Origin of the sequence: Cryobacterium zongtaii (genome assembly GCF_002909375.1) — a bacterium.
Taxonomy (GTDB): Bacteria; Actinomycetota; Actinomycetes; order Actinomycetales; family Microbacteriaceae; genus Cryobacterium; species Cryobacterium zongtaii.
On the sequence record NZ_PPXD01000009.1, the window covers coordinates 52,753 to 75,183 of the forward strand.

23 protein-coding genes are annotated in these 22,431 nt (G+C 70.3%); 12 read left to right on the forward strand and 11 right to left on the reverse strand.

All coding sequences use genetic code 11. The features are described 5' to 3' along the window. The first annotated feature begins 44 nt into the window (after window positions 1-44). A complete protein-coding gene (locus C3B61_RS08350) occupies window positions 45-278 on the forward strand; it encodes a tautomerase family protein (RefSeq protein WP_103460201.1) in 234 nt (77 codons plus the stop codon). A 70-nt stretch (window positions 279-348) separates the two neighbouring features. Here the strand turns inward: C3B61_RS08350 and aztD are convergent, their stop codons facing one another. Genes aztD through aztB form a run of 4 tightly spaced genes read right to left on the reverse strand, consistent with a single transcriptional unit; the run spans window position 349 to window position 4,742 of the window. Further along, window positions 349-1,578, reverse strand: coding sequence for a zinc metallochaperone AztD (gene aztD, locus C3B61_RS08355; protein ID WP_103460202.1), 1,230 nt, complete (start codon window positions 1,576-1,578; stop codon window positions 349-351). Between the two features lie 30 nt (window positions 1,579-1,608). Continuing rightward, window positions 1,609-2,529, reverse strand: a complete 921-nt coding sequence (gene aztC, locus C3B61_RS08360) for a zinc ABC transporter substrate-binding protein AztC (protein WP_103460203.1) — start codon at window positions 2,527-2,529, stop codon at window positions 1,609-1,611. A gap of 4 nt (window positions 2,530-2,533) precedes the next feature. Continuing rightward, on the reverse strand, window positions 2,534-3,853 hold the full coding sequence (locus C3B61_RS08365) for an ABC transporter (protein WP_244285883.1): 1,320 nt from the start codon (window positions 3,851-3,853) through the stop codon (window positions 2,534-2,536). After that, window positions 3,840-4,742: a zinc ABC transporter permease AztB gene (gene aztB, locus C3B61_RS08370; protein ID WP_103460204.1), complete on the reverse strand. Its 903-nt coding sequence runs from the start codon at window positions 4,740-4,742 to the stop codon at window positions 3,840-3,842. Before aztB ends, C3B61_RS08365 begins: the two co-directional genes overlap by 14 nt. A 49-nt stretch (window positions 4,743-4,791) precedes the next feature. Here aztB and aztA point away from each other — a divergent pair, with 49 nt between their 5' ends. Further along, window positions 4,792-5,493 carry a zinc ABC transporter ATP-binding protein AztA gene (gene aztA, locus C3B61_RS08375; RefSeq protein WP_103460205.1) on the forward strand — a complete coding sequence of 234 codons (702 nt, stop codon included), beginning with the start codon at window positions 4,792-4,794 and terminating at the stop codon, window positions 5,491-5,493. Between the two features lie 11 nt (window positions 5,494-5,504). On the opposite strand, the gene C3B61_RS08380 is transcribed toward aztA, so the two are convergent. Next, window positions 5,505-5,885 carry a DUF5655 domain-containing protein gene (locus C3B61_RS08380; RefSeq protein WP_088457692.1) on the reverse strand — a complete coding sequence of 127 codons (381 nt, stop codon included), beginning with the start codon at window positions 5,883-5,885 and terminating at the stop codon, window positions 5,505-5,507. Window positions 5,886-6,117: 232 nt separating this feature from the next. On the opposite strand from C3B61_RS08380, the gene C3B61_RS08385 reads away from it, so the two are divergent. Next, the gene (locus C3B61_RS08385; protein ID WP_103460206.1) at window positions 6,118-8,421 is read left to right on the forward strand and encodes an MMPL family transporter; all 2,304 of its coding nucleotides are present in this window, start codon (window positions 6,118-6,120) and stop codon (window positions 8,419-8,421) included. A 61-nt stretch (window positions 8,422-8,482) separates the two neighbouring features. Then, window positions 8,483-9,820, forward strand: coding sequence for an MFS transporter (locus C3B61_RS08390; RefSeq protein ID WP_103460207.1), 1,338 nt, complete (start codon window positions 8,483-8,485; stop codon window positions 9,818-9,820). 110 nt (window positions 9,821-9,930) lie between these two features. Here C3B61_RS08390 and C3B61_RS08395 read toward each other — a convergent pair whose 3' ends face one another. Then, window positions 9,931-10,692 (reverse strand): DeoR/GlpR family DNA-binding transcription regulator, encoded by a 762-nt coding sequence (locus C3B61_RS08395; RefSeq protein WP_103460208.1) that lies wholly within the window; start codon window positions 10,690-10,692, stop codon window positions 9,931-9,933. A gap of 55 nt (window positions 10,693-10,747) precedes the next feature. On the opposite strand from C3B61_RS08395, the gene C3B61_RS08400 reads away from it, so the two are divergent. Both C3B61_RS08400 and C3B61_RS08405 read left to right on the forward strand, forming a co-directional pair. Further along, a complete protein-coding gene (locus tag C3B61_RS08400) occupies window positions 10,748-11,134 on the forward strand; it encodes a DUF4406 domain-containing protein (protein ID WP_244285884.1) in 387 nt (128 codons plus the stop codon). Then, window positions 11,131-11,844, forward strand: a complete 714-nt coding sequence (locus tag C3B61_RS08405; protein ID WP_103460209.1) for an NUDIX domain-containing protein — start codon at window positions 11,131-11,133, stop codon at window positions 11,842-11,844. The genes C3B61_RS08400 and C3B61_RS08405 overlap by 4 nt, the downstream gene beginning before the upstream one ends. Here the strand turns inward: C3B61_RS08405 and C3B61_RS08410 are convergent. Beyond that, window positions 11,841-12,842: an SRPBCC family protein gene (locus C3B61_RS08410; protein WP_103460210.1), complete on the reverse strand. Its 1,002-nt coding sequence runs from the start codon at window positions 12,840-12,842 to the stop codon at window positions 11,841-11,843. The genes C3B61_RS08405 and C3B61_RS08410 overlap by 4 nt on opposite strands. 418 nt (window positions 12,843-13,260) lie before the next feature. Here C3B61_RS08410 and C3B61_RS08415 point away from each other — a divergent pair, with 418 nt between their 5' ends. The 3 genes from C3B61_RS08415 (at window position 13,261) to C3B61_RS08425 (ending at window position 15,073) form a co-directional block, all read left to right on the forward strand. Further along, complete coding sequence (locus tag C3B61_RS08415) at window positions 13,261-14,178, forward strand: hypothetical protein (RefSeq protein WP_103460211.1); 918 nt, start codon at window positions 13,261-13,263, stop codon at window positions 14,176-14,178. Window positions 14,179-14,234: 56 nt separating this feature from the next. Next, a complete protein-coding gene (locus C3B61_RS08420; protein WP_088457685.1) occupies window positions 14,235-14,615 on the forward strand; it encodes a hypothetical protein in 381 nt (126 codons plus the stop codon). Between the two features lie 137 nt (window positions 14,616-14,752). Continuing rightward, window positions 14,753-15,073, forward strand: a complete 321-nt coding sequence (locus C3B61_RS08425) for a DUF7882 family protein (RefSeq protein WP_088457684.1) — start codon at window positions 14,753-14,755, stop codon at window positions 15,071-15,073. Between the two features lie 10 nt (window positions 15,074-15,083). On the opposite strand, the gene C3B61_RS08430 is transcribed toward C3B61_RS08425, so the two are convergent. Both C3B61_RS08430 and C3B61_RS20165 read right to left on the reverse strand, forming a co-directional pair. Beyond that, entirely contained in the window at window positions 15,084-15,899 is an 816-nt protein-coding gene (locus C3B61_RS08430) for an MBL fold metallo-hydrolase (protein ID WP_103460212.1), read from the reverse strand. Window positions 15,900-16,017: 118 nt separating this feature from the next. After that, on the reverse strand, window positions 16,018-16,575 hold the full coding sequence (locus C3B61_RS20165; RefSeq protein ID WP_103460213.1) for a TetR/AcrR family transcriptional regulator: 558 nt from the start codon (window positions 16,573-16,575) through the stop codon (window positions 16,018-16,020). A 47-nt stretch (window positions 16,576-16,622) separates the two neighbouring features. Between C3B61_RS20165 and C3B61_RS08440 the strand changes: the two genes are divergently transcribed. Both C3B61_RS08440 and C3B61_RS08445 read left to right on the forward strand, forming a co-directional pair. Next, a complete protein-coding gene (locus C3B61_RS08440) occupies window positions 16,623-18,317 on the forward strand; it encodes an FAD-binding protein (protein WP_103460214.1) in 1,695 nt (564 codons plus the stop codon). Then, entirely contained in the window at window positions 18,314-19,375 is a 1,062-nt protein-coding gene (locus tag C3B61_RS08445; RefSeq protein WP_103460215.1) for an SDR family NAD(P)-dependent oxidoreductase, read from the forward strand. Before C3B61_RS08440 ends, C3B61_RS08445 begins: the two co-directional genes overlap by 4 nt. 63 nt (window positions 19,376-19,438) lie before the next feature. Here C3B61_RS08445 and C3B61_RS08450 read toward each other — a convergent pair whose 3' ends face one another. Then, on the reverse strand, window positions 19,439-20,422 hold the full coding sequence (locus tag C3B61_RS08450) for an SDR family NAD(P)-dependent oxidoreductase (RefSeq protein WP_244285885.1): 984 nt from the start codon (window positions 20,420-20,422) through the stop codon (window positions 19,439-19,441). Between the two features lie 54 nt (window positions 20,423-20,476). Between C3B61_RS08450 and C3B61_RS08455 the strand changes: the two genes are divergently transcribed. Next, window positions 20,477-21,082: a TetR/AcrR family transcriptional regulator gene (locus tag C3B61_RS08455; RefSeq protein ID WP_103460216.1), complete on the forward strand. Its 606-nt coding sequence runs from the start codon at window positions 20,477-20,479 to the stop codon at window positions 21,080-21,082. A gap of 179 nt (window positions 21,083-21,261) precedes the next feature. Here C3B61_RS08455 and C3B61_RS08460 read toward each other — a convergent pair whose 3' ends face one another. Beyond that, window positions 21,262-22,359 carry a DUF418 domain-containing protein gene (locus C3B61_RS08460; RefSeq protein ID WP_103460217.1) on the reverse strand — a complete coding sequence of 366 codons (1,098 nt, stop codon included), beginning with the start codon at window positions 22,357-22,359 and terminating at the stop codon, window positions 21,262-21,264. Between the last annotated feature and the right edge of the window lie 72 nt (window positions 22,360-22,431).

Here is a 22,431-nt window from a genome sequence, read left to right on the forward strand (position 1 = left end):
AACTTGCCTGCCGATTCAGCGGGCGACAACAATAAGGAGCACACATGCCCAATATCACCGTTCAACTACTCGCGGGCCGCGACATCAACCAGCGCCGGGCTTTTGTTCAAGACGTCACCAACAGTGCCGTTCTGACCCTGGGCGCTCGTCGCGACGACGTCCGGATCGTTTTCGAGGAGATCACGCCGGACATCGTCGCGAACGGTGGAGTCTTCGCCAGCGAAGACGAAAGCCGCGCAGAGGTCGTCAGTCGTTTCGTCCCCGAGGCCAGCTCGTAGCAACACCCGCCGGCGACGAGTCCTGCGCTCAGGCCTACAACGGCTGAGCGGACCCGCCGCCGCGAGATCGCTAGCCGGTGACGACCGCGATCTCGTTCGGCGTGGTCGGCAGCTCCACAGAGGTGACGACCTTTCCGGTGGTGAGGTCGACGGCGTGCAGCGAGTTCGTGGCCGGTTCGGTCACGTAAGCGGTGCTGCCGATCACGACGAGCGCCGGGTGCGCATCCTGCCACTCGACAGGGCTCTCCCAGGCACCGATCACCGGGAAGGAATCGCCGAGCTCGCCGGTCTCGGGGTCAAGCACGTAGAGCGAGCCGTCCGAGGCCAGGATCAGGGCCTCGTCGTTCGGGCCGCGGGAAACGCCCCGCCAGGTGTATTCCACGCCGGTGGGCAGGTCGATCACCGTGGAGGTCTTGGCCACGGTGTCCACGAGCACCAGCTCGCTCAGCAGGTAGCCCTCGGAGTCGGGGTCGGAGTTGTAGTCACCCACGGCAATGGTGGAGGTCTCGGAAACGTACATATTGCCGGTGCGGCCGTAGGCGTCCGGCGCCGCGATCTTGCTGATCTTGCCGTCGTCGTAGACCAGCACGCCGTCGCTGCAGCCGAACACGGCCACCTCGTTCGCGGCCGCGCCTTCGCCATGTACCGAGGGGCACTCGGCGTTGCGGGCGGTCTCCTCCCGGTCGGCGTTCAGCACGCGGATGCCGGTGCGAGCCTCCGAGGTGCCGACCGTGCTGAGCAGGGTGCCGTCTTCAAGCTCGATGGACACGCCGTGGTGCGCGGCTTCGGCGGGAATGACCTCGGTGGCTGGCAGTTTGTCGGGGGCTTCGAGCAACGCTGTGGTCTCGAAGATCGTGGTGTCGCCGGTGCCGTCGGCGTAGAGGATGGTCTTGTCGCCGTGCCTGACCACATGCCCGGCGGCCGGAGCCTCGAAGACCAGGTCGGTGAGCGCGGGGTCCGCGGTCTGGGCATCGCCGGAGGAATCGGTCCAGGTGCCGGTGTCGAGCACCCGGAAACCGTCGGCGGTGGTGACCAGCACGTGCCGGCCGTCCCCGGCGGTGTTCAGTCTGTTGAACCCGGCCAGGGGCAGGTCGGCTTCGAGGTCCAGGGTGTCGCCGTCGAGCACGTAGAGCCCGCCATCGTAGGTGAGGGCGACCCGGGGTTGCGCGGCGGTCGTGGTGGTGCCGGTGGCCGAGCCGGAGTCTCGCGGGGCGGCATCCGTGGAGGCGCAGGCGGACAGGAGGACGGCCGAGGCGGCGATGACGGCTGCGAAGGCCGTGCTGCGGTGCTGTGGTCTCATGTTTTCTTTTCTGTGTTGGAGGGCGCCCGATTAGGGGGAGAGCCCGGTGGTGATGCGCTCGGTGTTGGTGCGCATCATGGTGAGGTAGCTGTCGGCGCCCGCCCCCGGTTCGCTGAGCGATTCGGTGAACAGTTCCACCACGGCCACGTCGAGGCCGGCCTCGTCGGCGAGCACTTGCACGAGCCGGTCGGGCTGGGAGGACTCGGCGAAGATGGTGGCGACGCCGGCGGTGTCGATCGCGTCGACGAGGCTCTGCAGGTCTGAGGCGCTCGGTGCGGCGAGGGTGGAGCCGCCCGGGATCACGGCGCCCACGACGGTGAAATCGAACCTGTCGGCCAGGTAGCCGAAGACGTGGTGGTTGGTGACCAGGTTGCGGCGCTCGGACCCGATGGTGGCGAAGGCCGTGGTCATCTCGGCGTCGAGGGCCTGCAGCTCGGTCGTGTATGCCGCGGCCTGCGCCTCGATCAGAGCGGCATCGACGCCCGCCACGTCGGTCCGCACGGCCGCGGTGACGGCCTCGACGACCTCGACCATGCGGGCCGGATCGGTCCAGAAGTGCGGGTCGGCCGTGTCGCTGCCGGTGCCGCTGGCGTAGGGCAGCGGGTCGATCACGGTGCCCGCGGCAAGCATCGCCACCCCCGCCGTATCCGCCGCGTCGAGCTGCTGTTGCAGGCCCTCCTCGAGTCCGAGACCGTTGGACACCACGAGGTCGGCGCGCAGGATGCGCGCGGCCTCCTGTGCGGAGATCTCGAACGAGTGCGGGTCGGAGTTGGGGCGCATCAGGGTGAGAACCTCGGCCTGGTCGCCGACGATGTTCCCTACGACGTCGCCGAGGATGTTGGTGGTCACCACGATGAGCGGCCGGTCGCCGGCCGGGGCGGCGCAGCCGGATAGGGCGCCGAGGCCGACGGCGGCGGCGAGAGCCAGGGAGAGGGAGCGGATGGAGCGCATCGGTCTACCGGCCCGTCTCGGCGAGGAAGCGTGGTTCGCCGTCGATGGGGAAGGTGCGGGCGATACGCGCGCCGTCGGCGTAGTCGATCTCGTAGACCAGCCCGTCGGCGGGGGCGTTCAGGTAGGCCCGGCCGGCGTCCACGGTGAGTTCGACGCCGGCGACCAGCGCCTCGGCACCGGCGGCGACGAGGGTGGCGGGCAGCAGCGGCTCGGTCGCGGCAAGGGTGCTGCCGGTCGCCGCCTCAAGAACGAGCACCCGCCCGTCGTCGGCGAGGGCCACGACGTGTTCGGCGGAGTCGTCGACCGCCGACACCTGCAGCAACGGGGTGTCGGTCATCAATGGTGACCAGCGGCGCTCCCGGGTGTCGAGCAGCCAGGCGCCGGTGTCGCCGGCGACGGCGGCCACGGTGGGCCGGCCGGCGCGGTTGGCGAACTCGAGGGCCCGGTCGGTGGCGGCGACGCCGGCGGGGTACGGGATGCGTTCGAAGGTGATCGTGGACTCTGCCGCCCCTTCGCCTGCGCTGGCGGTGTCCGCCGTGGCTAGCAGGGCTCCGTCGGAACAGCCGAACACCACCCCGACGGCAGTGCTGATCGTTCCGGAGAGCTCGGCGCAGTCCGCGGTCGCCCCGGCGATCGGGGCGCCGGACGACGTGAGCACCTGCACGGCGTCGATGCCGTTCGTGGCGCTGCCCGGCGCATCCGTACGCCCGGCGATCACCCGGTCGCCCACCGGCACCAGCATGCCGGGGCCTGGCTCGACATCGATTCGGGCGAGCTCGGTGATCGTGCCGTCGCCGAGGTCGCCGGTGTCAAGGATCACGGCGGTGCCGGAGTCGGCGAAGCGCACCGTGGTGAGGGTGCCGCCGCCGGAGGTGACGCCGGCGCCGCTGCCGGTGACGGTGCCGACCACGGCAGGATCGGCCCGGTAGTAGTGCTGGTGGTCTTCGTGGTCCACGGTCCAGGCGCCGCTGTCGACGATCGTGACGGCGCCCTGCTCGGCGGCCGCGGCGAACACGAAGCGACCGTCGGTGGAGACGCCGCTCACCTGCTCGAGGGTGGTGACCGAGGTGGAGGTCCCGTCGAGCAGATCGAGCAGGTCGAGGCGGCCGGCGGAGTTGACCGTGGCGAGGTGCAGCTGCGGTTCGGCCATTTCGGCGGCGCCGGCCACGTATCCGTGCGGAGCGGTGCTTGCAGTTGGCGCGGGCGCTGTGCTCGCGGCTGGGCTGGAGCAGGCGGTGATGCCCAGCAAAGCGGCGGCGCCGAGCACGGATGCGACGGTTCGGGTGGTCAGGGGAGCGGTTGTCAGGGAACTACTGGGAGGCACTGGCGACTTTCTGGTCGGGCATGGAGGGGGCGATGGCCGGCCGTGCGGCCGTAGGGAAGGCGGAGTGCGCACGGACGAGGCTGACGAGCCGGCGCCCGGCTGCCGAGACGGCGACGAGGCCCACGGATGCGGCGGCGATCGTGGCGCCGGCTGCGGTGCCGGCATGCCAGGAGACGAGGAGCCCGACGACCACGGCTGCCGCGCCGAGCAGGGCGGCGAGCAGCATGATCGCGGGGATGCGGCGCAGCCAGTGTCCTGCGGCGACGGCGGGCGCGAGCAGCAGGCCCACTACGAGCAGGGAGCCGACGGCGCCATAGGAGGCGACCACGGCCAGGGTGACCAGGCCGACCAGCACCAGCTGGGCCAGGCGCGGTCGGAGGCCCAGGGTGCGGGCGAGGCGCGGGTCGAAGGCCAGCGCCACGAAGGCACGGTGGAACAGAGCGGCCAGGACCACGGTGACGGCGAGGGCGATGGCCAGCCCGGCCAGGTCGCCGGCCTGGATGGCGAGCACGTCGCCGAACAGGATCGCGGTGAGGTCCACCGCGAAGCTGCGCGAATGCGACACGATGATCACACCGAGGGCGAGCATCCCCACGAAGAGCAAGCCGATGCTGGTGTCGGAGGAGAGCCGCCCGCGGCGGGTGATCAGGCCGACACCCAGGCTCATCACCAGCGCACTCACGGCGGCGCCCACGATCACCGGCAGGCCCAGCAGCGAGGCGAGAGCCACACCGGGCAGCATGCCGTGCGCCATCGCCTCACCGAGGAACGCCATGCCCCGCACGACCACCCAGGTGCCCACGACGGCGCAGATCGCGGCCACGAGCACACCACCGAGGAGGGCGCGCAACATGAAATCCGCTGAGAGCGGGTCGGTGAGCCAGGTCATGACAGCGACTCTAACTGATAATGGTTCTCATTATTGATAAGGTGGGTGCATGCAACCCACCCGGACCTCCCCTCAGATCCCCGTGAATCCGCCGCGGATCACCGTCCGGAACATCCGGGTGACTCATGGGCACACCGTTGCCCTCGACGGCGTGTCGGCCGCTATCGAGCCCGGCCGGGTGACCGCTCTGGCCGGCGCGAACGGCTCGGGCAAGTCCACCCTGCTCGGGGTCCTGGCCGGAATCCAGCCCTGGCAGGCAGGCGAGCGCCACGCGGTGGGCGCCGGCCGGATCGCGATGGTGGTGCAGCGGAGCGCGGCCCCCGACACGCTGCCGCTCACCGTGTTCGAGACCGTGAGCATGGGGAGGTGGGCACGCCGGGGCCTGTGGCGGCCGCTGTCCGGCGAGGATCGCGCCATCATCGCCGACAGCATCGGCGCCCTCGGCCTGACCGGGCTCGAGCGGCGCTCGCTCGGGGAGCTCTCCGGCGGCCAGCGCCAGCGCGCCCTGGTGGCCCAGGGGCTTGCCCAACGGGCGGATGTGCTGTTGCTCGACGAACCTGCCGCCGGGCTCGACGGTGACGCGCTGCTGCTCATCGACCTGGCCATCCGCGCCGAGGCCGACCGGGGCGTCGCCGTCGTCTGCGCCACCCACGACCCTGCGGTGATTCGCCGAGCCGACCGGGTAATTCGGTTAGCGGCGGGTGTCGTCGTCAGCCACACAGCCACGGGAGAGCTTGGCGAGAGGAGTTGACGCGATGGCGCTCAGCCGGCCTGAGCCCAGGCCTCGCGCAGGCAGGCGAGCACGCCGGGTTCGAGATCGTCCGCGGAGTGCAGCTCGAGATGGTGCATGAAGTGGTTGAGCGTGGGCTCGACCACCTCCTTCCACCGCGACGAGGTGTCGAACCGGTCCAGGTCGACCGTGAGCACGAGCGGGGCCACGCTGCCGGAGAGGTACTGGCCCGGTAGCCAGGTCCACGCGAAGGAGCGTTGCCGGCGGAATGCGATCTGGCTCGTCGTCACGCGGACCTCGGCGTCACCGATCGACAGGACGGCCGCAGAGACCGCATCGAAGAGCGTCCGCGCGAGCGGATCGCGGCCCGCGAAGTACTGCTCGAGCGGGATGGTCTTCGCCAGTGCGGTCATGTGCGCCAGGGTAGCCCCGTCCGCCCGGTTGCGCCCGAACCGCCGGTTGCGCCAGCACCCGCACCTCTGGTTGAGCTTGCACCCGCTGGTTGCGCCTGTCGAAACCGGGTGAGTTGCCCGCCCTGACCCGCCACGGGCGCCCCGACGGGAGTAGCTTGGCCGCGGTAGGGCCGGCGGCCCGGCGCATCCGGGCAGAGCGGGTGCGCATCCACTAGCTGAGGAATGACCCGCCATGTTGCGAAAACTGGGCGTGAGCGTCGCCCGCCACCGTCTCATCGCCCTGCTGTGCTGGGCGGTGGCGCTCGCCGCCTGCCTGGCCACGGCCCTGCTCGGGGTCACCGGGGAGAGTCTCTTCCAACGGCTGTCCAGCGCAGGCCCGTCGGTGGACGGTGAGGCCCAAACCGCCACCGACCTGATCGAGGGCCCGGCCGACCAGCAGACCGAATCACTCTCCTTGCTTGTGCACCCCACCGACCTGGCCTCACCCGACCTCGCCGCGATCCTCGACTCCGCCACCCTGCGACTCGAACAGGTCGACGGGGTCGCCCAGGTGGTCAATCCGCTCGTCATCCCGCCGCTGCCCGACGGAAGCCCCAACCCGGCGGCCGCGCCACTGCTCTCCGCCGACGGCGCGGGGATGCTCCTGACCGTGGCCATGGACACCACAGACGGAACCGTCAGCGATCCGCTGCTCACCTACGTTCAGCGCCGCCTCCAGGTGGCCGCCGACGAGATCGGCCAACTGGACCCCAACGCCCAGGTGGAGGTCGGCGGAGCGCCCCTGATCGTGGAGTCCCTCGTCGCCGTCGCCGAGTCAGACCTGCAGAAGGGCGAACTGATCGCGCTGCCGATCGCGCTGCTGGTGATGCTGATCATCTTCGGCGGTTTCCTCGCCGCCGGCATCCCGCTGGTCGGTGCGATCGCGTCGATCATCGGGGCGCTCGGGATGCTCTACGCCTTCACCTACGTGTCGGACATCGGCATCACGGTGATGAACGTGATCACCGTGATCGGGCTCGGCCTGTCCATCGACTACGGCCTGCTGATGGTCAGCCGGTTCCGGGAGGAGTTCCGGGCCCGGGTGGGCGGCGGCGGCCCCGGCGCCCCGCCGGGCCCGCACGGCGAGCCGTTCGGGGACCTGCCGCCGCTGAAAACCGGGGAGCTGGCCACCCTGCCGCACCACCGGCACAGTCGTCACGAATTGATGCTCCAGGCCGTTGGCGCCACGGTCAACACGGCCGGACGCACCGTTTTGTACTCCGGGCTGACCTTCGCGATCGCCACCGCGGGGCTGCTCGTGTTCGAACCGTCGATCATCCGGGCCATCGCCATAGGCGCCATCTGCGTGGTGCTCATCGCCATCCTCACCGCGCTGGTCCTGGTGCCGGCGCTGCTCGGCTACCTCGGCGAACGGCTGGTGCAGCCCGGCCTGCTCACCCGAATCCCCGGAGTCGGCCGGTGGCTCACCCGCTTCGGTGACATCGCGCCGGCGGAAGGCGTCTTCTCCAAGCTGGCCCGGCTCGTGCAGCGGGCGCCGGTGCTCGTCGCGCTCGGCGGCACCGCCGTGCTCCTCCTGCTGAGCAGCCCCGTGCTGTCGATGACGGTCGCCAACAGCGCCGACGACGCCATCCCGCCCTCGTCCACCCAGTACGACTTCATCACCACCCTGAACGAGGAGTTCCCGCTGGCAACCGCGCCGCGGGTGCTGCTGGTGTCGAACACCGACGAGGCCGCAGCGGTCGCCTGGGCGACCGAGGTCGCCACCCTGCCCGGGGTGACGGATGTGGCGCCGCCGGTCGACCAGAACGGCTACTGGGTGTCCAGGGTGGAGGTCGACACCCACCAGGGCGACGACGTGGTGCGCCAGATCCGCGCCGACCGGCCGGCCTTCGACAACTGGGTCGCCGGCGCCGACGCGCAGGCCGTCGACTACCTCGACTCGCTGGCCGGGGGAGCGCCCTGGGCGGTGCTGATCATCGCGCTCGCCACCTTCGTGCTGCTGTTCCTGATGACCGGATCGGTGATCATCCCGCTCACCGCCCTGGTGATCAGCGCGATCTCGCTGGGCGCGGCCGCCGGCGTCCTGGTCTGGGGGTTCCAGGAGGGCAACCTGTCCGGCCTGCTCAACTTCGACCCCGTCACCATCTCCGGCGTCGACGCCCTCGTGCTCACCCTGGTGCTCACCTTCGGGTTCGGTCTCGCCATGGACTACGAGATGTTCCTGCTCGCCCGGATCAAGGAGCACCACGACCGCGGCGAGAGCACCCGCTTGTCCATCGAGACCGGCCTGCAGAGCTCTGGCCGTATCATCACCTCGGCCGCGCTGATCATCGTGCTGGTCTTCGCGGGCTTCGCCACCGGGGAGCTGATGCAGATGAAACAGATCGGCACGGCCCTGGCCGTGGCGGTGCTGCTGGATGCGACGCTGGTGAGGATCGTGCTCGTGCCCGCCGTGATGACCTCCCTCGAGCGAGTCCTCTGGTGGGCCCCGCGCTGGACCGCCCCCATCCACTCCCGCTTCGGCCTCAGCGAATAGCAACACGTGCCGCGCCCGGGCCCGGGCAGGCCCGGCCGGGCCGGCGTGGTTGACTTGCGGCATGGGTACTCGGGGGCGCACGGCGCAGGACCGCGCCCCGGGCGGTGCCGGTCCGTTCGCCTTCGCGCCGTTCCGCTGGCTGCTCACCGCCCGCACCATCGCCACCCTGGGCAACGCCGCCGCCCCGATCGCCCTCGCCTTCGCGGTGCTCGACCTCACCGGGTCCGCGGTGGACCTCGGCATCGTCGTAGCCAGCCGCTCCCTCGCCAACGTGGCCGTGCTGCTGTTCGGCGGGGTGATCGCCGACCGGCTGCCCAAGCACCTGCTGCTCGTGGGCACCTCCCTCGCGGCCGCGGCCACCCAGGCCGTGGTGGCCGCGCTCGTCCTGTCGGGCTCGGCCACCATCCCGTTGCTCGTGGTCCTCAGCATCCTCAACGGGGCCGTGGCCGCCGTCAGCTTTCCGGCCTCGGCCGCGATCGTGCCGCAGACCGTGCCGGTCACCGAGTTGCGCCCGGCCAACGCTCTGCTGCGGCTGAGCCTCAACGGCGGCGCGATCCTCGGTGCCAGCCTCGGCGCGATCCTGATCGCGGCGGTCGGGCCCGGCTGGGGACTCGCGCTGAATGCCGCATCCTTCGCCCTGGCCGGCATCGTCTTCGCGTTCGTTCGCACGCCCAACGCACAGCGCACCGTCTCTACCGGCGCCGCCGCGCCCCCTGCCAGCGTCTTCCGGGAGCTGCGGGAGGGCTGGCAGGAATTCTCCAGCCGCACCTGGGTGTGGGTGGTCGTGGCCCAGTTCGCCCTCGTGAACGCCGCGTTTGTGGGAGCGATCGCGGTGCTCGGCCCGCTCGTGGCCGACGAGAGCTTCGGCCGCGCCGCCTGGGGCCTGATCATCGCCGCCGAAACCGTGGGCCTCGCTCTCGGCGGGATGCTCGCGCTGCGCTGGCGACCCCGGCACGCCCTGGGCATCGGGGTGGGTCTGGTCGCGGTGACGGCCTTGCCCATCGTGGGACTCGCGCTGGTGCCGTTGGTGCCGCTGCTCGTCATGGCCTTCCTCATCGGCGGGGTGGCCATCGAGCAGTTCGGGGTGGCCTGGGACCAGTCGCTGCAACAGAACATTCCGCAAGGCAAGCTCGCCCGGGTGTACTCCTACGACGCGGTCGGCTCGTTCATCGCCATCCCGGTGGGGGAGATCCTGGTGGGACCGCTCGCGCATGCCTGGGGCACCACGCCGGTGCTGCTCGGCTGCGCCGCGGTGATCGTGGTCGCGAGCCTCGCGGCGCTCTCCGTCCCCAGCGTCCGCCGGCTCACCGTCGGCGTGCCCACGGCCGATGCCCCGCCCGCCCAGGCTGCCGGCACCGATGCTGCTGTGCCTGCCGACCCCGCGCCAAGCCAGCCTTAACTGTTCCCGGTGCGGACATCTGCACCCGGTACGCCGGGTGCAAATGTCCGATTCGGCAACAGTTGCCACCGAGGTCGGCGGGCGGGCGGCAGCAGCGGGGAGGTCGACGGTCAGTCGCCGATGCCCAGGATGCTGACGCCGGCCTCGCGCAGGCCGGCCAGAGTCGGATCGTCGGCCGCGGTGTCGGTGACGAGGCCCGCGATCTCGTCGAACGGCAGCACCCGGTAGGGCGAGGCCACCCCGATCTTCTCGGCACTCGCCAGCACGTAGGTGTCGGCCGCCCGGCCCGCCAGCGCCCGCTTCATCGCGGCCTCCTCCACATCGCCGGTGGTCAGGCCGGCGGTGGGATGCACCCCGGTGACGCCGAGTAGGAACAGGTCGGCGGTGATCGCCTGGGCGGCCTCGACCGCGGCGGCGCCACAGGTCACCGCGGAGTGCTTGAACAGCCGGCCGCCGAGCAGGAAGACCTCGACGCCGTCGTGCGGCACCAGCGCGGCGGCAATGGTGGGGCTATGGGTGATGATCGTGCAGGTCAGGGTCGAAGGCAGCGCCTGCACCACCGCGAGGGTGGTCGTGCCGCCGTCGAGGATCACGGTGCTGCCCGGCATGATCAGCCGGGCCGCACGCGCGGCGACCCGGTCCTTGCTGTCGGGTTCCACGAGCCTGCGCTCGGCATACTGCGCCAGTGCGGGCGACACCGGCAGGGCACCGCCGTAGACCCGCTGGCATAAGCCCGCGGCGGCGAGTTCGCGCAGGTCGCGGCGCACGCTGTCGTCGGAGAGGCCCAATTCCGCGGCGATCTCCTTGGCCACGACCTTGCCGTCCCTGGCGAGGCGGTCGAGCACGAGGGCCTGGCGTTCCGCAGCGAGCATTTCACGTTCCTTCCGAGTTATGCATGTTTCTGCACGTTGTATTACTGTAGCGGACATGACCAGCTCCCTGATGATCCTGATCGCCGGCCCCTACCGTTCGGGCACCGGCGACGACCCCGTGCTCCTTCGCCAGAACCTCGCCCGCCTCGAGGAGGCGGCCTGGCCGATCTTCCAGGCCGGCCACCTGCCGATGATCGGCGAGTGGGTGGCGCTGCCGGTTCTCGCCAGCGCCGGGGTGACGGATGTGGGCCACCCGCTGGCCGCCGACGTGATGTATCCAACGGCCGAGCGCCTGCTCGAGAGGTGCGACGGCGTGCTGAGGCTGCCCGGCGACTCCCGCGGCGCCGACCAGGACGTCGCCATCGCCCGGCGCCGGGGCATCCCGGTGTACACCAGCATCACTGAGATCCCGGGCCTCGCCGAAGCATCGGCGCACCGGTGACCCCGGTCGCACTCGGGCGGCTCGGCGTCGACCTGCCGGACGGTCGGGGGCGTACCGGCCTGGACCAGGCCGGCACCGGCCTGCACGGCAACCCGGCCGTCACGGTCGAGCGGGTGGAGGTGACCTCCGACGGATGGCATGTGCTGCGGCGCACCACCTTCGGCTACCGGCGGCGCAATGGCCAGGTCGTCACCGAGCAGCGGGAAACGTACGACCGCGGCAACGGCGCCACCATCCTGCTCTATGACCCGGACCGGCGCACCGTGCTGCTCACCCGGCAGTTCCGCTACGCCGCCTACGTCAACGGCCACGCCGACGGCATGCTCATCGAAACCGCGGCCGGGCTGCTCGACGACGACGCCCCCGAGGTGGCGATCCGCCGGGAAGCCGGCGAGGAGCTCGGCGTGAGGGTCGGCGCGGTGCGGCACCTCTTCGACCTGTACATGAGCCCGGGCTCGGTCACCGAGCTGGTGCACTTCTATCTGGCCGGGTACGGGCCGGCCGACCGGGTCGACTCCGGGGGCGGTCTCGCCGAGGAGGGCGAAGACATCGAGGTGCTCGAGGTGCCCATTGACGACGCCCTGGCCATGGTGGCCGACGGCCGCATCGTCGACGGCAAGACAGTCATCCTGCTGCAGTGGGCGGCACTGGCCGGCATCTTCCAGGCCTGCGCGAACCCGGCGTCCCGTACGGTGGCGAGGTCCGACTAGTCGGCCGGATGCTGACCGCGCGTGGCCACCTCGGCCTCGGCGAGCTGGGTGAGCTTCTCGAGGCTCAGGGGCCACTGTTCGCCGAACATACCGGCCCACTCATCGTCCACGTCCACATCCACCGTCAGGGTGGTGACCCCGTCGGCCTCGGTGAAGGTGTAGTTCTCGTGGGTGCCGATCAACCGTTTGGCGGCGTCACTGGTGGTGTCCTCGATGCCGTTCACGATCTGCCCGCGGTACTCGATGGAGAGGAACTCGTGCGGGCGGTGCTCGACGATCACCCCGACCATGCCGCCCTCGTCCCCGTCCTCGTCGCTGCCGAAAAACCGGATCTCGCTGCCGGGCAACCAGCTGCCGAGGAAATATGACCCCGGGTTGAACACGCTGGTCCACTGCCGGTAGGTGGCGTCGTCGAGCATCGTCTCCCAGACGATTTCGGCCGGGGCATTGATCTGGGTTGAGAAATGCATGGTTTCCATGGCGGGAGTGTAGCTCCGGTCACGCGTCCGCGCAGCCGGTTCGGCTGCCCGCTGCGCCCAGGCTGCCTCTGCCAGACCCTTGAGCTTGGCCAGCCCCTTTGGCCACAGCTCACCGAACAGTTCGGCGTAGGTGTCCGCGGTGTCCACGTCGATCGTCACCGTCGTCACCCCGTCGACCTCGCTGAAAGAGTAGGCCTCGCGCGCGCCGATCAGTTGCCTGGCCTCCCGGCTGGTGGTGTCATCGACGTCGTTCACGATCTGGCCCTGGTACTCGATCAGCACGAACTCGTACGGACGATGTTCGGTGATCACCCCGTACATGCCGTTCAGGCCGTTCAGTTCACCGCCGGGATTGCTGCCGAGAAACCGGATCTCGCTGCCGGGCAACCAGTCACCCTCGAAGTAGGAGTCCGGGTTGAACACGCTCGTCCACTGCCGGTAGGTGGAATCGTCGAACATCGTCTGCCAGACGATGGCGGCCGGTGCATTCACCACAATTGAGAAATGCTGCGTTTCCATGCGGTGAGTGTAGCTCCGGCCGCATCGCGCTCCTAGGGCTCGGCACCGGACCCGAATACCGGGAGTACGAGATTGTTCGAAAGTACTTTCCCATTCCAACCTGTGGATAACCCTGTGGACAGGGTGTGGAAAACCCCGGAATCACCGCGCTGAGGCTGTGGATTGGGCTGTGGAAAAGCTGGGGAGAGAGCTGTGCACTTCTCTGAAACGGTCCGGCGCGGCGAAGTCCGCCACACGCCTCCCGCGTGCTAGCACTCTCGAAAGCGGATTCGTCTGCGCGCGGTTCGGGGGCCGCCCGGAATTCCGTGGTCACGGCCGGAGGCGTGGAAGGTCTAGCCTGATCCTCAGCGGCACTGTGGCCGCGGGGGGCACGCACCGGCGCGGAGGCCCCGGAAAGCGGCCAGTGAGTTCGACGGATATGACACGATCGGCGGAATTCGATGCCTTCGGCCCCTGGGTGGACCGGGTGCACGACGCCACAGAGGTCCCCGGCCTGTACCGGGACTACCCGGTGGATTTTGTCACCAGCCGGCTTGTGCTCAAGGTGCCCCGCAACATCAGCCGGCGCGATGCGCTGCCCACGATGGACCTGTACGACCACCTGATCATCGCGGCCCCGGAGACGCTCGTCGTGCTGAGCCGTGTGAACGCCGACACCAGCGGGAGCCCCCGCGGCTACACCGAGAGGACCCTCGGCTACGGCGACGTCGCTGCGGTCACCGAAACCATCGACATGGTGGACGGCCGCCTCGACATCCTGGCCCGCACGGGCGAGACCCTCACCGTGCCGTACAACGGGTCGTCGCAACAGGTGATCACCCGCCTCATCGACGTGCTGAGCGAACTCACGCTGGCGGCGCTGCGGCCCACGCCCGCCGTGACGATCCCCGAAGCGGATGCCCCGCCCGCCGACCTCGATCTGCTCGACCTGGGCAAGGAAGATGTGGGCCTGGTCACCTCATACTTCGACGTGATGCGCCACGAGCTCGGGGCGATCCTGCTCGCCGCCCACGGCCGGATGGTCTTACCGCCCCGCGGCGGCCTGGTCAATCGGGCCGTGCACGCTTTCTACCCGATGACCCTGCACGGAGCGGTGCTGTGCCGCACCGACCGTGAGCTGCACATCGTCGGCCGCAAGGGCTGGCTGGTGCGCGGAAGCACCCCCGATCTGTCGCGCTCGCACACGAGCATCCCGTTGGCCGCGATCGATGAGATCGTGCTGGCGCCGCACCCGACCTACCTGGGCGCATCCGTCGTCACCGTCCGTCTGGGCGCGGCGCGGATCGACCTGGTGCTGCCCGAAGGATCGGCCGCCGTGCAGGCGCTCGTCGGGTAGCAGCTGCCCGGCCGAGGTCATTCCCAAGACCCCGCCGCGCGGTTATCGTCGGTGGCATGAAGCTCATCACCTACGCCGGTGGCACCATCCTCACCGGCGACGACGTCGCGGAAGCCTTACTCGACTACGTCACCGCGCACTCCCAGGGTGAGGAGAGCATTGCGGTGGAGATCCAGGTGCTCGAACCCGACGGCAGCACCCGCACGCACACTCTCGTGCTCGGCCCGGCCACCGAATTGAATGTGGCCGATGTCGCGGAGGACTCGCTCGCGGGTGAGATCGCGCTCTTTCCCCTGCCGGTCTTCCCGCCCAGCCACATCCTCGCGGTGAAGGAGCCATCGGCCGAGACCGAGGCAGAGGCCGAGGAGCACGCCGCGGACTTCAACAGGGCAGTCGAGGAAATCGACCAGGGCAGCGACGGGTTGTTCGACCGGTGACGACCGGCGGGTGCCGAGTGTCATAGCCAGCGAAGCCACCTCGGCCTACACTCCGTCGTGAGACACCAGTCCGCGCCGGTCCTCGCATCGTGCGGGCCCTCCGGTCACAACGAGGAATGTGCAAAACGAGGAATGTGATGGGCAAGTTCATCTACGGGACGCCGGCGATCTCGGTAGAGATCGACGACCGCACACTCGCGCACCTCAAGGTCGTGATCGTGGCCAAGCTGCGCCGGGGCGAGAGTTTCGCATTCTCCTGGGAACGGTCCAAGGACTCGGGCAGTGGCCACAGCTCCATCTGGCTGAACCCCGCGGTACCCCTCGATTTCGAGTTCTCCGGCAAGCGGGAGCCCACGCTCAACCGCACCTGGATCGATGAACTCGTGCAGGTGGCGAACACCCCGGCCGGCCTGCGCATCCTCCCCGAACCGCCAGAGCGGACCCCGCGAGCCGAGTGACCCACGCGCCTCAGGTGAGGTCGTCGAAGTCGCCGCGCACCCAGCCCCAGTGCCGGTCGGCCGATCGGCGCACCACGGCGCGGGCATCCGCCGCGATCACGGTGTCGAAGTTGCCGTACAGCCGGTCGAAGGTCAACCGCTCGAGGGTGCGGGCGATCCGCTCCACCACCGGACCCGACAGCGGCAGCCGGTTGGGGTAGCTGCGCATGAAGCTCACCGAGGTGCGGTCGGGGTTGGCGAACACTGTGTCGCCGCTGAGCAGCACGCCGCGCCCCGCCGCGCCGGCCGCCCAGTGCAGTACCCCGCTGCCGGGGAAGTGGCCGCCCACCTGCATCAGCGTGACGCCGGGCAACAGGCGCACCTCGCCCGACCATGCCCGGATCACCGGGTCGGGTCGGGCCACCCAGGCCAGGTCGGCCTCGGCCACCAGCACGGGCACACCGCCGAGCGCCCTACTCCACTCCACCTGCAGGCCGAACATGTGCGGATGGCTGGCCACGATCGCGCGCACCGGCCCGCGTTCGAGCACCCGGCCGGCGATGTCGTCGTCCACGAAGCCGATCGGGTCCCAGAGCACGCTGCCTGTGGGGGTGCAGAGCAACTTGGTCTGCTGGCCGATGCCCACGGTCGGGGTGCTCTCGATGCCGAACAGGTCGGGTTCGAGCTCGAGGAGCTCGGCCCGGTAGCCCGCCTCGTACAGGTCGGCCAGCGTGGTCCACCGCTGGCCGTCGGCCGGCACCCACTGCCGTTCATCGGCGCAGATGGCGCAGACGCCGGTGTTCTCGGCGTGCTCGACGCCACAGGTGGCACAGATCCAGAAGCTCACGGGGTACCTTCCGCAGGTGTCACAGACGGATGTTGCCGTCAGTATGCCGCCGCGGCACCGGGTTGCCCACCCGCGGACGAGCAGCCCCGCCCCACCATGTTGCCGTCCGTCTGGCCGCTCAGCGCGGGGTGAACGCCGCGTGGAAGAGACCCCAAGCCCGCCGGGCCACATCCGGGCGGTCGGCGGCGTCGCTGCGGGCCAGCACCCCGGCCAGCATCGACACCGCGAGGATCACATCGGCGGTACCGACGTGTTCGCCGATCCGGCCGGCCGCCTGCTCGCGCACGAGGAGACGCGCCACGACGATGTCGAGCCGGTCGGCCAGGTGCACCGCGCGGGGATCGTGGGCATCCGCCATCACCAGGTCGATGAGCGCCGTCGAGGCCAGCGCCTGTTCGATCACCCGGTCCAGCAGGTCGTCGAGGGTGCTCTCCGGCCGGTCCACGAAGGTCTCGAGCGCCGCGAGGTTCTCGTCGAAGATGGCGATCGCCAGGGCGGTGCGATCGGGGAAATGCCTGTAGAGACTGCCCTGGCCCACGCCGGCCCGGCGGGCCACCGCGCTCAGCGGCGCGGAGAAGCCGTCGGCGGCAAAGACCTCCCGCGCGGCGGCGAGGAGCGCCCGGCGGTTTTCGGGTCCGGCACTCGGCCCCCGATTCGCTTTGGAATTTGTGCCCACCGAGGTAGGTTACATCCGGACAGTGTTGTCCGGATCGAGGAGGAGTCATGACCGCCCACTGGGATCGCGAAGTTGACGTACTTGTAGCAGGATCGGGCGCCGCGGGATTGACCGCCGCCATCACCGCCGCCGACGCTGGACTCACCGCCCTCATCGTCGAGAGCACCGGCCGCTGGGGCGGCACCACCATGCTCAGCGGTGGCGGCCTGTGGATGCCGAACAACCCGTTGATGAAGAAGCTCGGCATCCAGGACTCCCGCGCCGACGCCCTCGCCTACATGGCAGCGGCAATCGGTGACGCCGGCCCGGCCAGTTCCATCGAGCGTCGAGAGGCCTTCGTGGATGCCGTGCCGCGGGTGTTCGGCCTGCTCGCCGGCCTCGGTGTGCGCTGGTGCGCGGCGAAGGACTACCCCGACTACTACCCGGACCGGCCCGGCGGCAGGGTCGGCCGTGGCATCGAGGTGCAACCCTTCGATGCCAAGCGCCTGGGCGACTGGGTGAAGTCCTCCCGCGCCGATGAGGGCATCCCGGCACCGTTGAAGACCGACGACGTCTGGCTGCTGTCCAGGGCCTGGTCCACGCCGAGCGGCTTCGTGCGCGGCGCCCGCTTCGTCTTCCGCACTCTCGGCGGCATCGTCACCGGCAAGCGCCTGCACGGGCTCGGCGGCGCCCTGGTGATGTCGCTGATGGAGATCGTGCGCAGGCAGGGCACCGAGGTGCTCCTGGACTCCCCGGTCACCGAGCTGGTGCTCGAGGACGGCCGCGTGGTCGGCGCGATCGTCACCACCTGGGCCGGACCGGTGCGCATCCGGGCCCGGGCCGGCGTGGTTCTCGGCGCCGGCGGCTTCGCCCAGAACCAGGAGTGGCGCCAGAAGTACCACGGCATGCCCGGCAACAGCTCGGCGGCCGCCGGCGACCAGGGCACCGCCATCGACGTGGGCGTCAAGGCCGGCGGTGCGCTGGCGATGATGGACGACGCCTGGTGGGGCTCCGCCGTGCCGATGGTCGACGGCACGGCCCAGTTCATGCTCTCCGAGCGGTCGATGCCGTTCGGCATCATCGTCGACCAGGCCGGCTCCCGGTACACCAATGAGTCCGAGAGCTACATCGACTTCGGCCACGACATGATCGAGCACCACCGGCACACGCCGACGATCCCGTCGTGGTTGATCGTGGACGTGCGGCACCGCCGCCGGTACCTGTTCTCGCCGCTGATGACGGGCGGCAAGGCCCTGCGGGCCAACGGCATCGTCGTCACCGCGGACACCCTCGAGGAGCTCGCCGACCGGCTGAACATCGACCCGGGAGCACTGCGGGCCACCGTCGAGAGGTTCAACGGCTTCGCCCGAAGCGGGGTGGACCTGGACTTCGGCCGCGGCCGAACCGTCTACGACAACTACTACGGCGACCCGAGCGTCAAACCCAACCCCAACCTCGGCCCGCTCGAAAAAGGCCCGTTCACGGCGGTCAAGGTGGTGCCGGGTGACCTCGGCACCAAGGGCGGCCTGCTCACCGACGAGAACGGCCAGGTGCTCACCGAGGCCGGCACCCCGATCCCGGGACTCTACGCCGCCGGCAACACCACGGCCTCCGTGATGGGCCACACCTACCCGGGTCCCGGCTCCACAATCGCCCCCGCCATGGTGTTCGGCTACCTCGCCGCCCTGCACGCGGCCGCAACTTCCGTCTCCGTCAACCCCGCGGAGACGGTCATCCCGAAAGAAAAGGAACCACTCGCATGACCCAGAGCATCCTCACCGCCGATTCCTCCGTAGGCTCCTGGCTCGACGACCCGATCGGCGGACCCATCCTGCGCGACCTGCTCGCCCAGGGCGGCCAGAGCGCCGACGCGCTGCGCCCGGTGCGCAAGCTCGCGATCAAGCGTCTGGTCAAGCTCAGCAAGGGTCAGTTCCCGCCCGAGCTGATCGACGACCTGGTGCGCCGGGTCGCGGCCGGTGACGTGCCGGCCTCCGCCGCGGCAACGGATGCGCCGCCCGCCGCCCCGGCAGCCGCCGGCCCCGCCGCCGTCGAACGCCCCGAGTGGGTCGAACGCATCGACGCGGGCCGGTTCACCGGCAAGACCGTCATCGTCACCGGAGCCGGTTCCGGCATCGGCCGGGCCACCGCCGCCAGGGTCGCCCGGGAGGGCGGCCGGGTGATCGCCGTCGACATCTCCGGGGAACGCCTCGACGATTTCGTGGCCGAGCTCGCCGGCGCCGACATCGTTCCGGTGGTGGCGAACATCACCGACGACACCGCCATCGCCGCGATCGTCGAAGCCGCCGGCGGCCAGATCGACGCCCTCGCCAACGTCGCCGGCATCATGGACGACATGACCCCGGTGCACGAGGTGACCGACGCCGTCTGGCAGCGGGTGTTCGCGATCAACGTGGACGGCAGCATGAAGCTCATGCGCGCCGTGGTGCCCGGAATGCTCGAGCGCCAGTACGGCTCCATCGTCAACGTGGCCTCAGAGGCGGCACTCCGCGGCTCCGCGGCCGGCGTGGCCTACACGGCGTCCAAGCACGCCGTCGTGGGGCTGACCAAGAGCAGCGCGTACATGTACGGACCCAGCGGCATCCGGGTGAACGCGGTGGCCCCCGGCCCCGTCATCACCAACATCGAGGCGAAGTTCGCGTCTGAGCTCGGTGCCCAGCGGGTGCGCGCCGGCATGGCGGTGCTGACCGACGCCGTCGAGGCGGATGCGCTCGCCGCGTCGATCACCTTCCTGCTCAGCGACGACGGCGTGAACGTGAACGGCCAGGTGCTGGCCAGCGACGGCGGCTGGTCGGTGGCCTAGCCGCCAGGTCTCGACAAACTCCACCGGACTGGTCGTGACCCCGGATACGTCGCCTGTGGGCGGTCAGGCGGACGCGACCAGCCCGGCGGACACGTCCCACAGCCGGCGGGCGGTGTCGGGGTCGAGCGCGTGGGGGAGCACCCCGTGGATGCCGTCGACGATGGCGGGCACCACGGCCGCCGGGTGGCAGTCCTCGTAGTAGCCCGGCGTTCCCGCGCCGAGCGTCGCCCGGGTGGCTACGAACACCGAGGTCGCGGCTCCCCGCGCAGGGCTCTTGCCCGGATACCGGCTCTTCATCCCCGCCAGCACCTCGGGGTCCCAGTGCCGCTGCAGGTTCGTCCAGATGCCGCCCGGCATCAGGGCGGCTGCGGCGATGCCGTCGTCCGCCCACCTCCGGGTGGCCTCGAGGGCGAACAGCACGTTCGCGGTCTTCGACTGCCCGTACGCCAGCGATGAGTCGTAGGCATCCCGCTCAAAGAACAGGTCGTCGAACCGGATGCCGCTCGAGCCGTGCCCGCTGGAGCTCACCGCCACGATCCGGGCCCCGTCGGCGGCGGCCAGCGCCGGGTGCAGCGCCGTCGCGAGAGCGAAGTGGCCCAGGTGGTTCACCGCGAACTGCATCTCCCACCCGGAGAGCGTCCGCAATTCCGGGGTGTGCATGATGCCGGCGTTGTTGACCAGGATGTGCAACGGGCCCGACCACCCCGCCGCCAACGCCCGCACCGTGCCCAGGTCGGCGAGGTCGAGGTGGGCCACCCGCACGGCACTGTTGCCGGTGCTCGAGCGGATCTCCTCCGCGGTGCGGGCGCCGGCCGCCAGATCCCGCACCGCGAGGGTGACGCTCGCGCCCGCGGCGGCCAACGCCCGCGCGGTCTCCACCCCGATGCCGGAACTGGCCCCGGTCACCAGGGCGGAGCTTCCGCCCAGGTCGAGGCCGCGCACCACGTCGAGTGCGGTCGATTCGGCCCCGAAGGGCGATCGGGAATCGGGGGACAGGGGCTGGGGCTGGGGCTGGGGCTGGGGCTGGAGTTCACTATTGGACTTCACGGTCCATTCGTACCACACCCTGGACCGTGCGGTCCAGTACGCTACGATCGACGCATGGAGGAGACGAAGATCACCGCGCGGGGCCGGGCCACCCGCCAGCGGATCATCGAGGCCACCGGAGAGCAGATCCTTGCCGCGGGCATCGGCGGCACCACCCTGGACACCGTTCGCGCCGCCACCCTCACCAGCAAGAGCCAGCTCTTCCACTACTTTCCCGGCGGCAAGACCGAACTGGTGCGCGAGGTCGCGACCTGGGAAGGCCAGCAGTTGCTCGCGGCGCAGGAGCCCTACATCCACGACCTGAGCACCTGGGAGTCTTGGAACGCGTGGCGCGCCGCGCTGGTGGATTACTACCTCGGCCTCGGCCGGTGGGCGTGCCCGATCGGGTCGCTGGCGACGCAGGCCGCGATGACCGACCCCGACCTCGAAGCCTTCTTCAGCGCCAGCATGGCCCAGTGGCGGGACACCCTGGCAGCGGGCGTGACGAAAATGCAGGCCGGCGGGCTGATCGACCAGGCGGTCGACCCCCAGCGCATCGCCGTGGTGATCCTCGCCGCGATCCAGGGTGGCCTCGTGCTCAGCCAGCCGATGCGCTCGGCCTGGCCGCTGGAAGCGGCCCTCGACTCCGCGCTCGAGCCGTTGCATCAGGCGGCAACCTAGTCCGGCCTCCCGGTGCCGCGTCGACGCCGAGTGGTCGCACAGTGCCGCATGGTGAGCGTCCAAGGGGCGCTTCGCCCGAAGTCGCCGAGCGGAATCTTCGCCAGTTGCCGAAAACACCTCGTCGGGCGTCCCGAACGGGGAATGTGAAGCAACTCGGGGTGGCGCGCGAACCGGCAGCGTTACCTCGCTGAGCCGGCACCGACGGTGCTCGAGCGGCGGAGCCGGTACCGGCCCGAGAGCACGCCGATCAGCCACTCGATCGGGCCCTTGCCCACAAACCGCCACCAAAGGATCCCCACGATCGGCACGCCGATCACGAGCACAAGCCAGGCGACCGGGTCGGTGCTGCCGTAGCTGATCCCGTTGCCGGCCATCCACCCCACCACGGCCACCTGGAACACATACAGCGACAGCGAGATCGAGCCGATCGCCTCGAACGGCAGGAACACCGCACGCACCACGGCCGCGGTTCGCCGCCCCCGCAGCGACGCGAGCAGCATGATCACGCCCAGCACCCCGAGCACCAGCCCGGCATCGTGCAGGGTGTCGAGGTAGCTGCCCGACGGGCTGAACTCAGCCCCGGTCGCGCCGCGCCAGAGCGGCCCGAGCCACCAGGCGGGCACGGCGATCGCCATCAGAATCCAGCCCGCCCGGCGGCCACCGAAACGGATGCGGAACAGCAGGGCCCCGAACAGGAACCAGGGCAGCAGATTGGTCACCCGGTAGTGCGGGCTGAGGAAGAGCCACTCGAGGAGGAAGCTCGCCGGGGTGCGCTCACCCAGGGTGATCAGCGGACCGGTGGCGGCCAGCATCAGCTCATTGAGGGGGGCGCCGAGCACCAGCACCGCCGCCAACACGGCGACCAGCGCCCGGGTGCCCAGCAGCACCAGTGGGGTGCCGATGGCGAGCACGATGCCCAGGAAGGAGAGCACTATCGCGATCCAGCTGCCCCAGGTGGACAACAGCAACCCGAGCAGCACCAGGACGGCGCCCCGGATGACGTTCTGCAGGATCACCGTTCGTTGGGCGGACGCGGTGCCGGCCTTGGCGAGCACGATCGCCGCGGCGGCGCCCATGGTGGTGGCGAACAGTGGGGAGGCCACATCGTTCAACTGGCCCTGCAGGAAGGCCGTTGCGGCGGGCTGGTCGAACATCAGCGGGCCGGCGTGCGCGATGAGCATGGCCAGGATGGCGACGCCGCGTGCCACATCGGGCACCAGGAACCGGTCCCGCTGCAGACGGGGCGCGACCGGGGTGACTACGGCGGAACCGGCCATCCGTTCACCTCTCGAGTGTGGTCGTTCGGGAGAACACGCCAACGCGGTCCCGATTGCATGTGCGTTCACCGT

Bases quoted from the DNA above. Each gene is read 5' to 3' on its own strand.
- C3B61_RS08350 (WP_103460201.1), top strand. From the start codon at position 45: ATGCCCAATATCACCGTTCAACTACTCGCGGGCCGCGACATCAACCAG.
- aztD (WP_103460202.1), bottom strand. From the start codon at position 1,578: ATGAGACCACAGCACCGCAGCACGGCCTTCGCAGCCGTCATCGCCGCC.
- aztC (WP_103460203.1), bottom strand. From the start codon at position 2,529: ATGCGCTCCATCCGCTCCCTCTCCCTGGCTCTCGCCGCCGCCGTCGGC.
- aztB (WP_103460204.1), bottom strand. From the start codon at position 4,742: ATGACCTGGCTCACCGACCCGCTCTCAGCGGATTTCATGTTGCGCGCC.
- aztA (WP_103460205.1), top strand. From the start codon at position 4,792: ATGCAACCCACCCGGACCTCCCCTCAGATCCCCGTGAATCCGCCGCGG.
- C3B61_RS08380 (WP_088457692.1), bottom strand. From the start codon at position 5,885: ATGACCGCACTGGCGAAGACCATCCCGCTCGAGCAGTACTTCGCGGGC.
- C3B61_RS08385 (WP_103460206.1), top strand. From the start codon at position 6,118: ATGTTGCGAAAACTGGGCGTGAGCGTCGCCCGCCACCGTCTCATCGCC.
- C3B61_RS08390 (WP_103460207.1), top strand. From the start codon at position 8,483: ATGGGTACTCGGGGGCGCACGGCGCAGGACCGCGCCCCGGGCGGTGCC.
- C3B61_RS08395 (WP_103460208.1), bottom strand. From the start codon at position 10,692: ATGCTCGCTGCGGAACGCCAGGCCCTCGTGCTCGACCGCCTCGCCAGG.
- C3B61_RS08400 (WP_244285884.1), top strand. From the start codon at position 10,748: ATGACCAGCTCCCTGATGATCCTGATCGCCGGCCCCTACCGTTCGGGC.
- C3B61_RS08410 (WP_103460210.1), bottom strand. From the start codon at position 12,842: ATGGAAACGCAGCATTTCTCAATTGTGGTGAATGCACCGGCCGCCATC.
- C3B61_RS08415 (WP_103460211.1), top strand. From the start codon at position 13,261: ATGACACGATCGGCGGAATTCGATGCCTTCGGCCCCTGGGTGGACCGG.
- C3B61_RS08420 (WP_088457685.1), top strand. From the start codon at position 14,235: ATGAAGCTCATCACCTACGCCGGTGGCACCATCCTCACCGGCGACGAC.
- C3B61_RS08425 (WP_088457684.1), top strand. From the start codon at position 14,753: ATGGGCAAGTTCATCTACGGGACGCCGGCGATCTCGGTAGAGATCGAC.
- C3B61_RS08440 (WP_103460214.1), top strand. From the start codon at position 16,623: ATGACCGCCCACTGGGATCGCGAAGTTGACGTACTTGTAGCAGGATCG.
- C3B61_RS08445 (WP_103460215.1), top strand. From the start codon at position 18,314: ATGACCCAGAGCATCCTCACCGCCGATTCCTCCGTAGGCTCCTGGCTC.
- C3B61_RS08455 (WP_103460216.1), top strand. From the start codon at position 20,477: ATGGAGGAGACGAAGATCACCGCGCGGGGCCGGGCCACCCGCCAGCGG.
- C3B61_RS08460 (WP_103460217.1), bottom strand. From the start codon at position 22,359: ATGGCCGGTTCCGCCGTAGTCACCCCGGTCGCGCCCCGTCTGCAGCGG.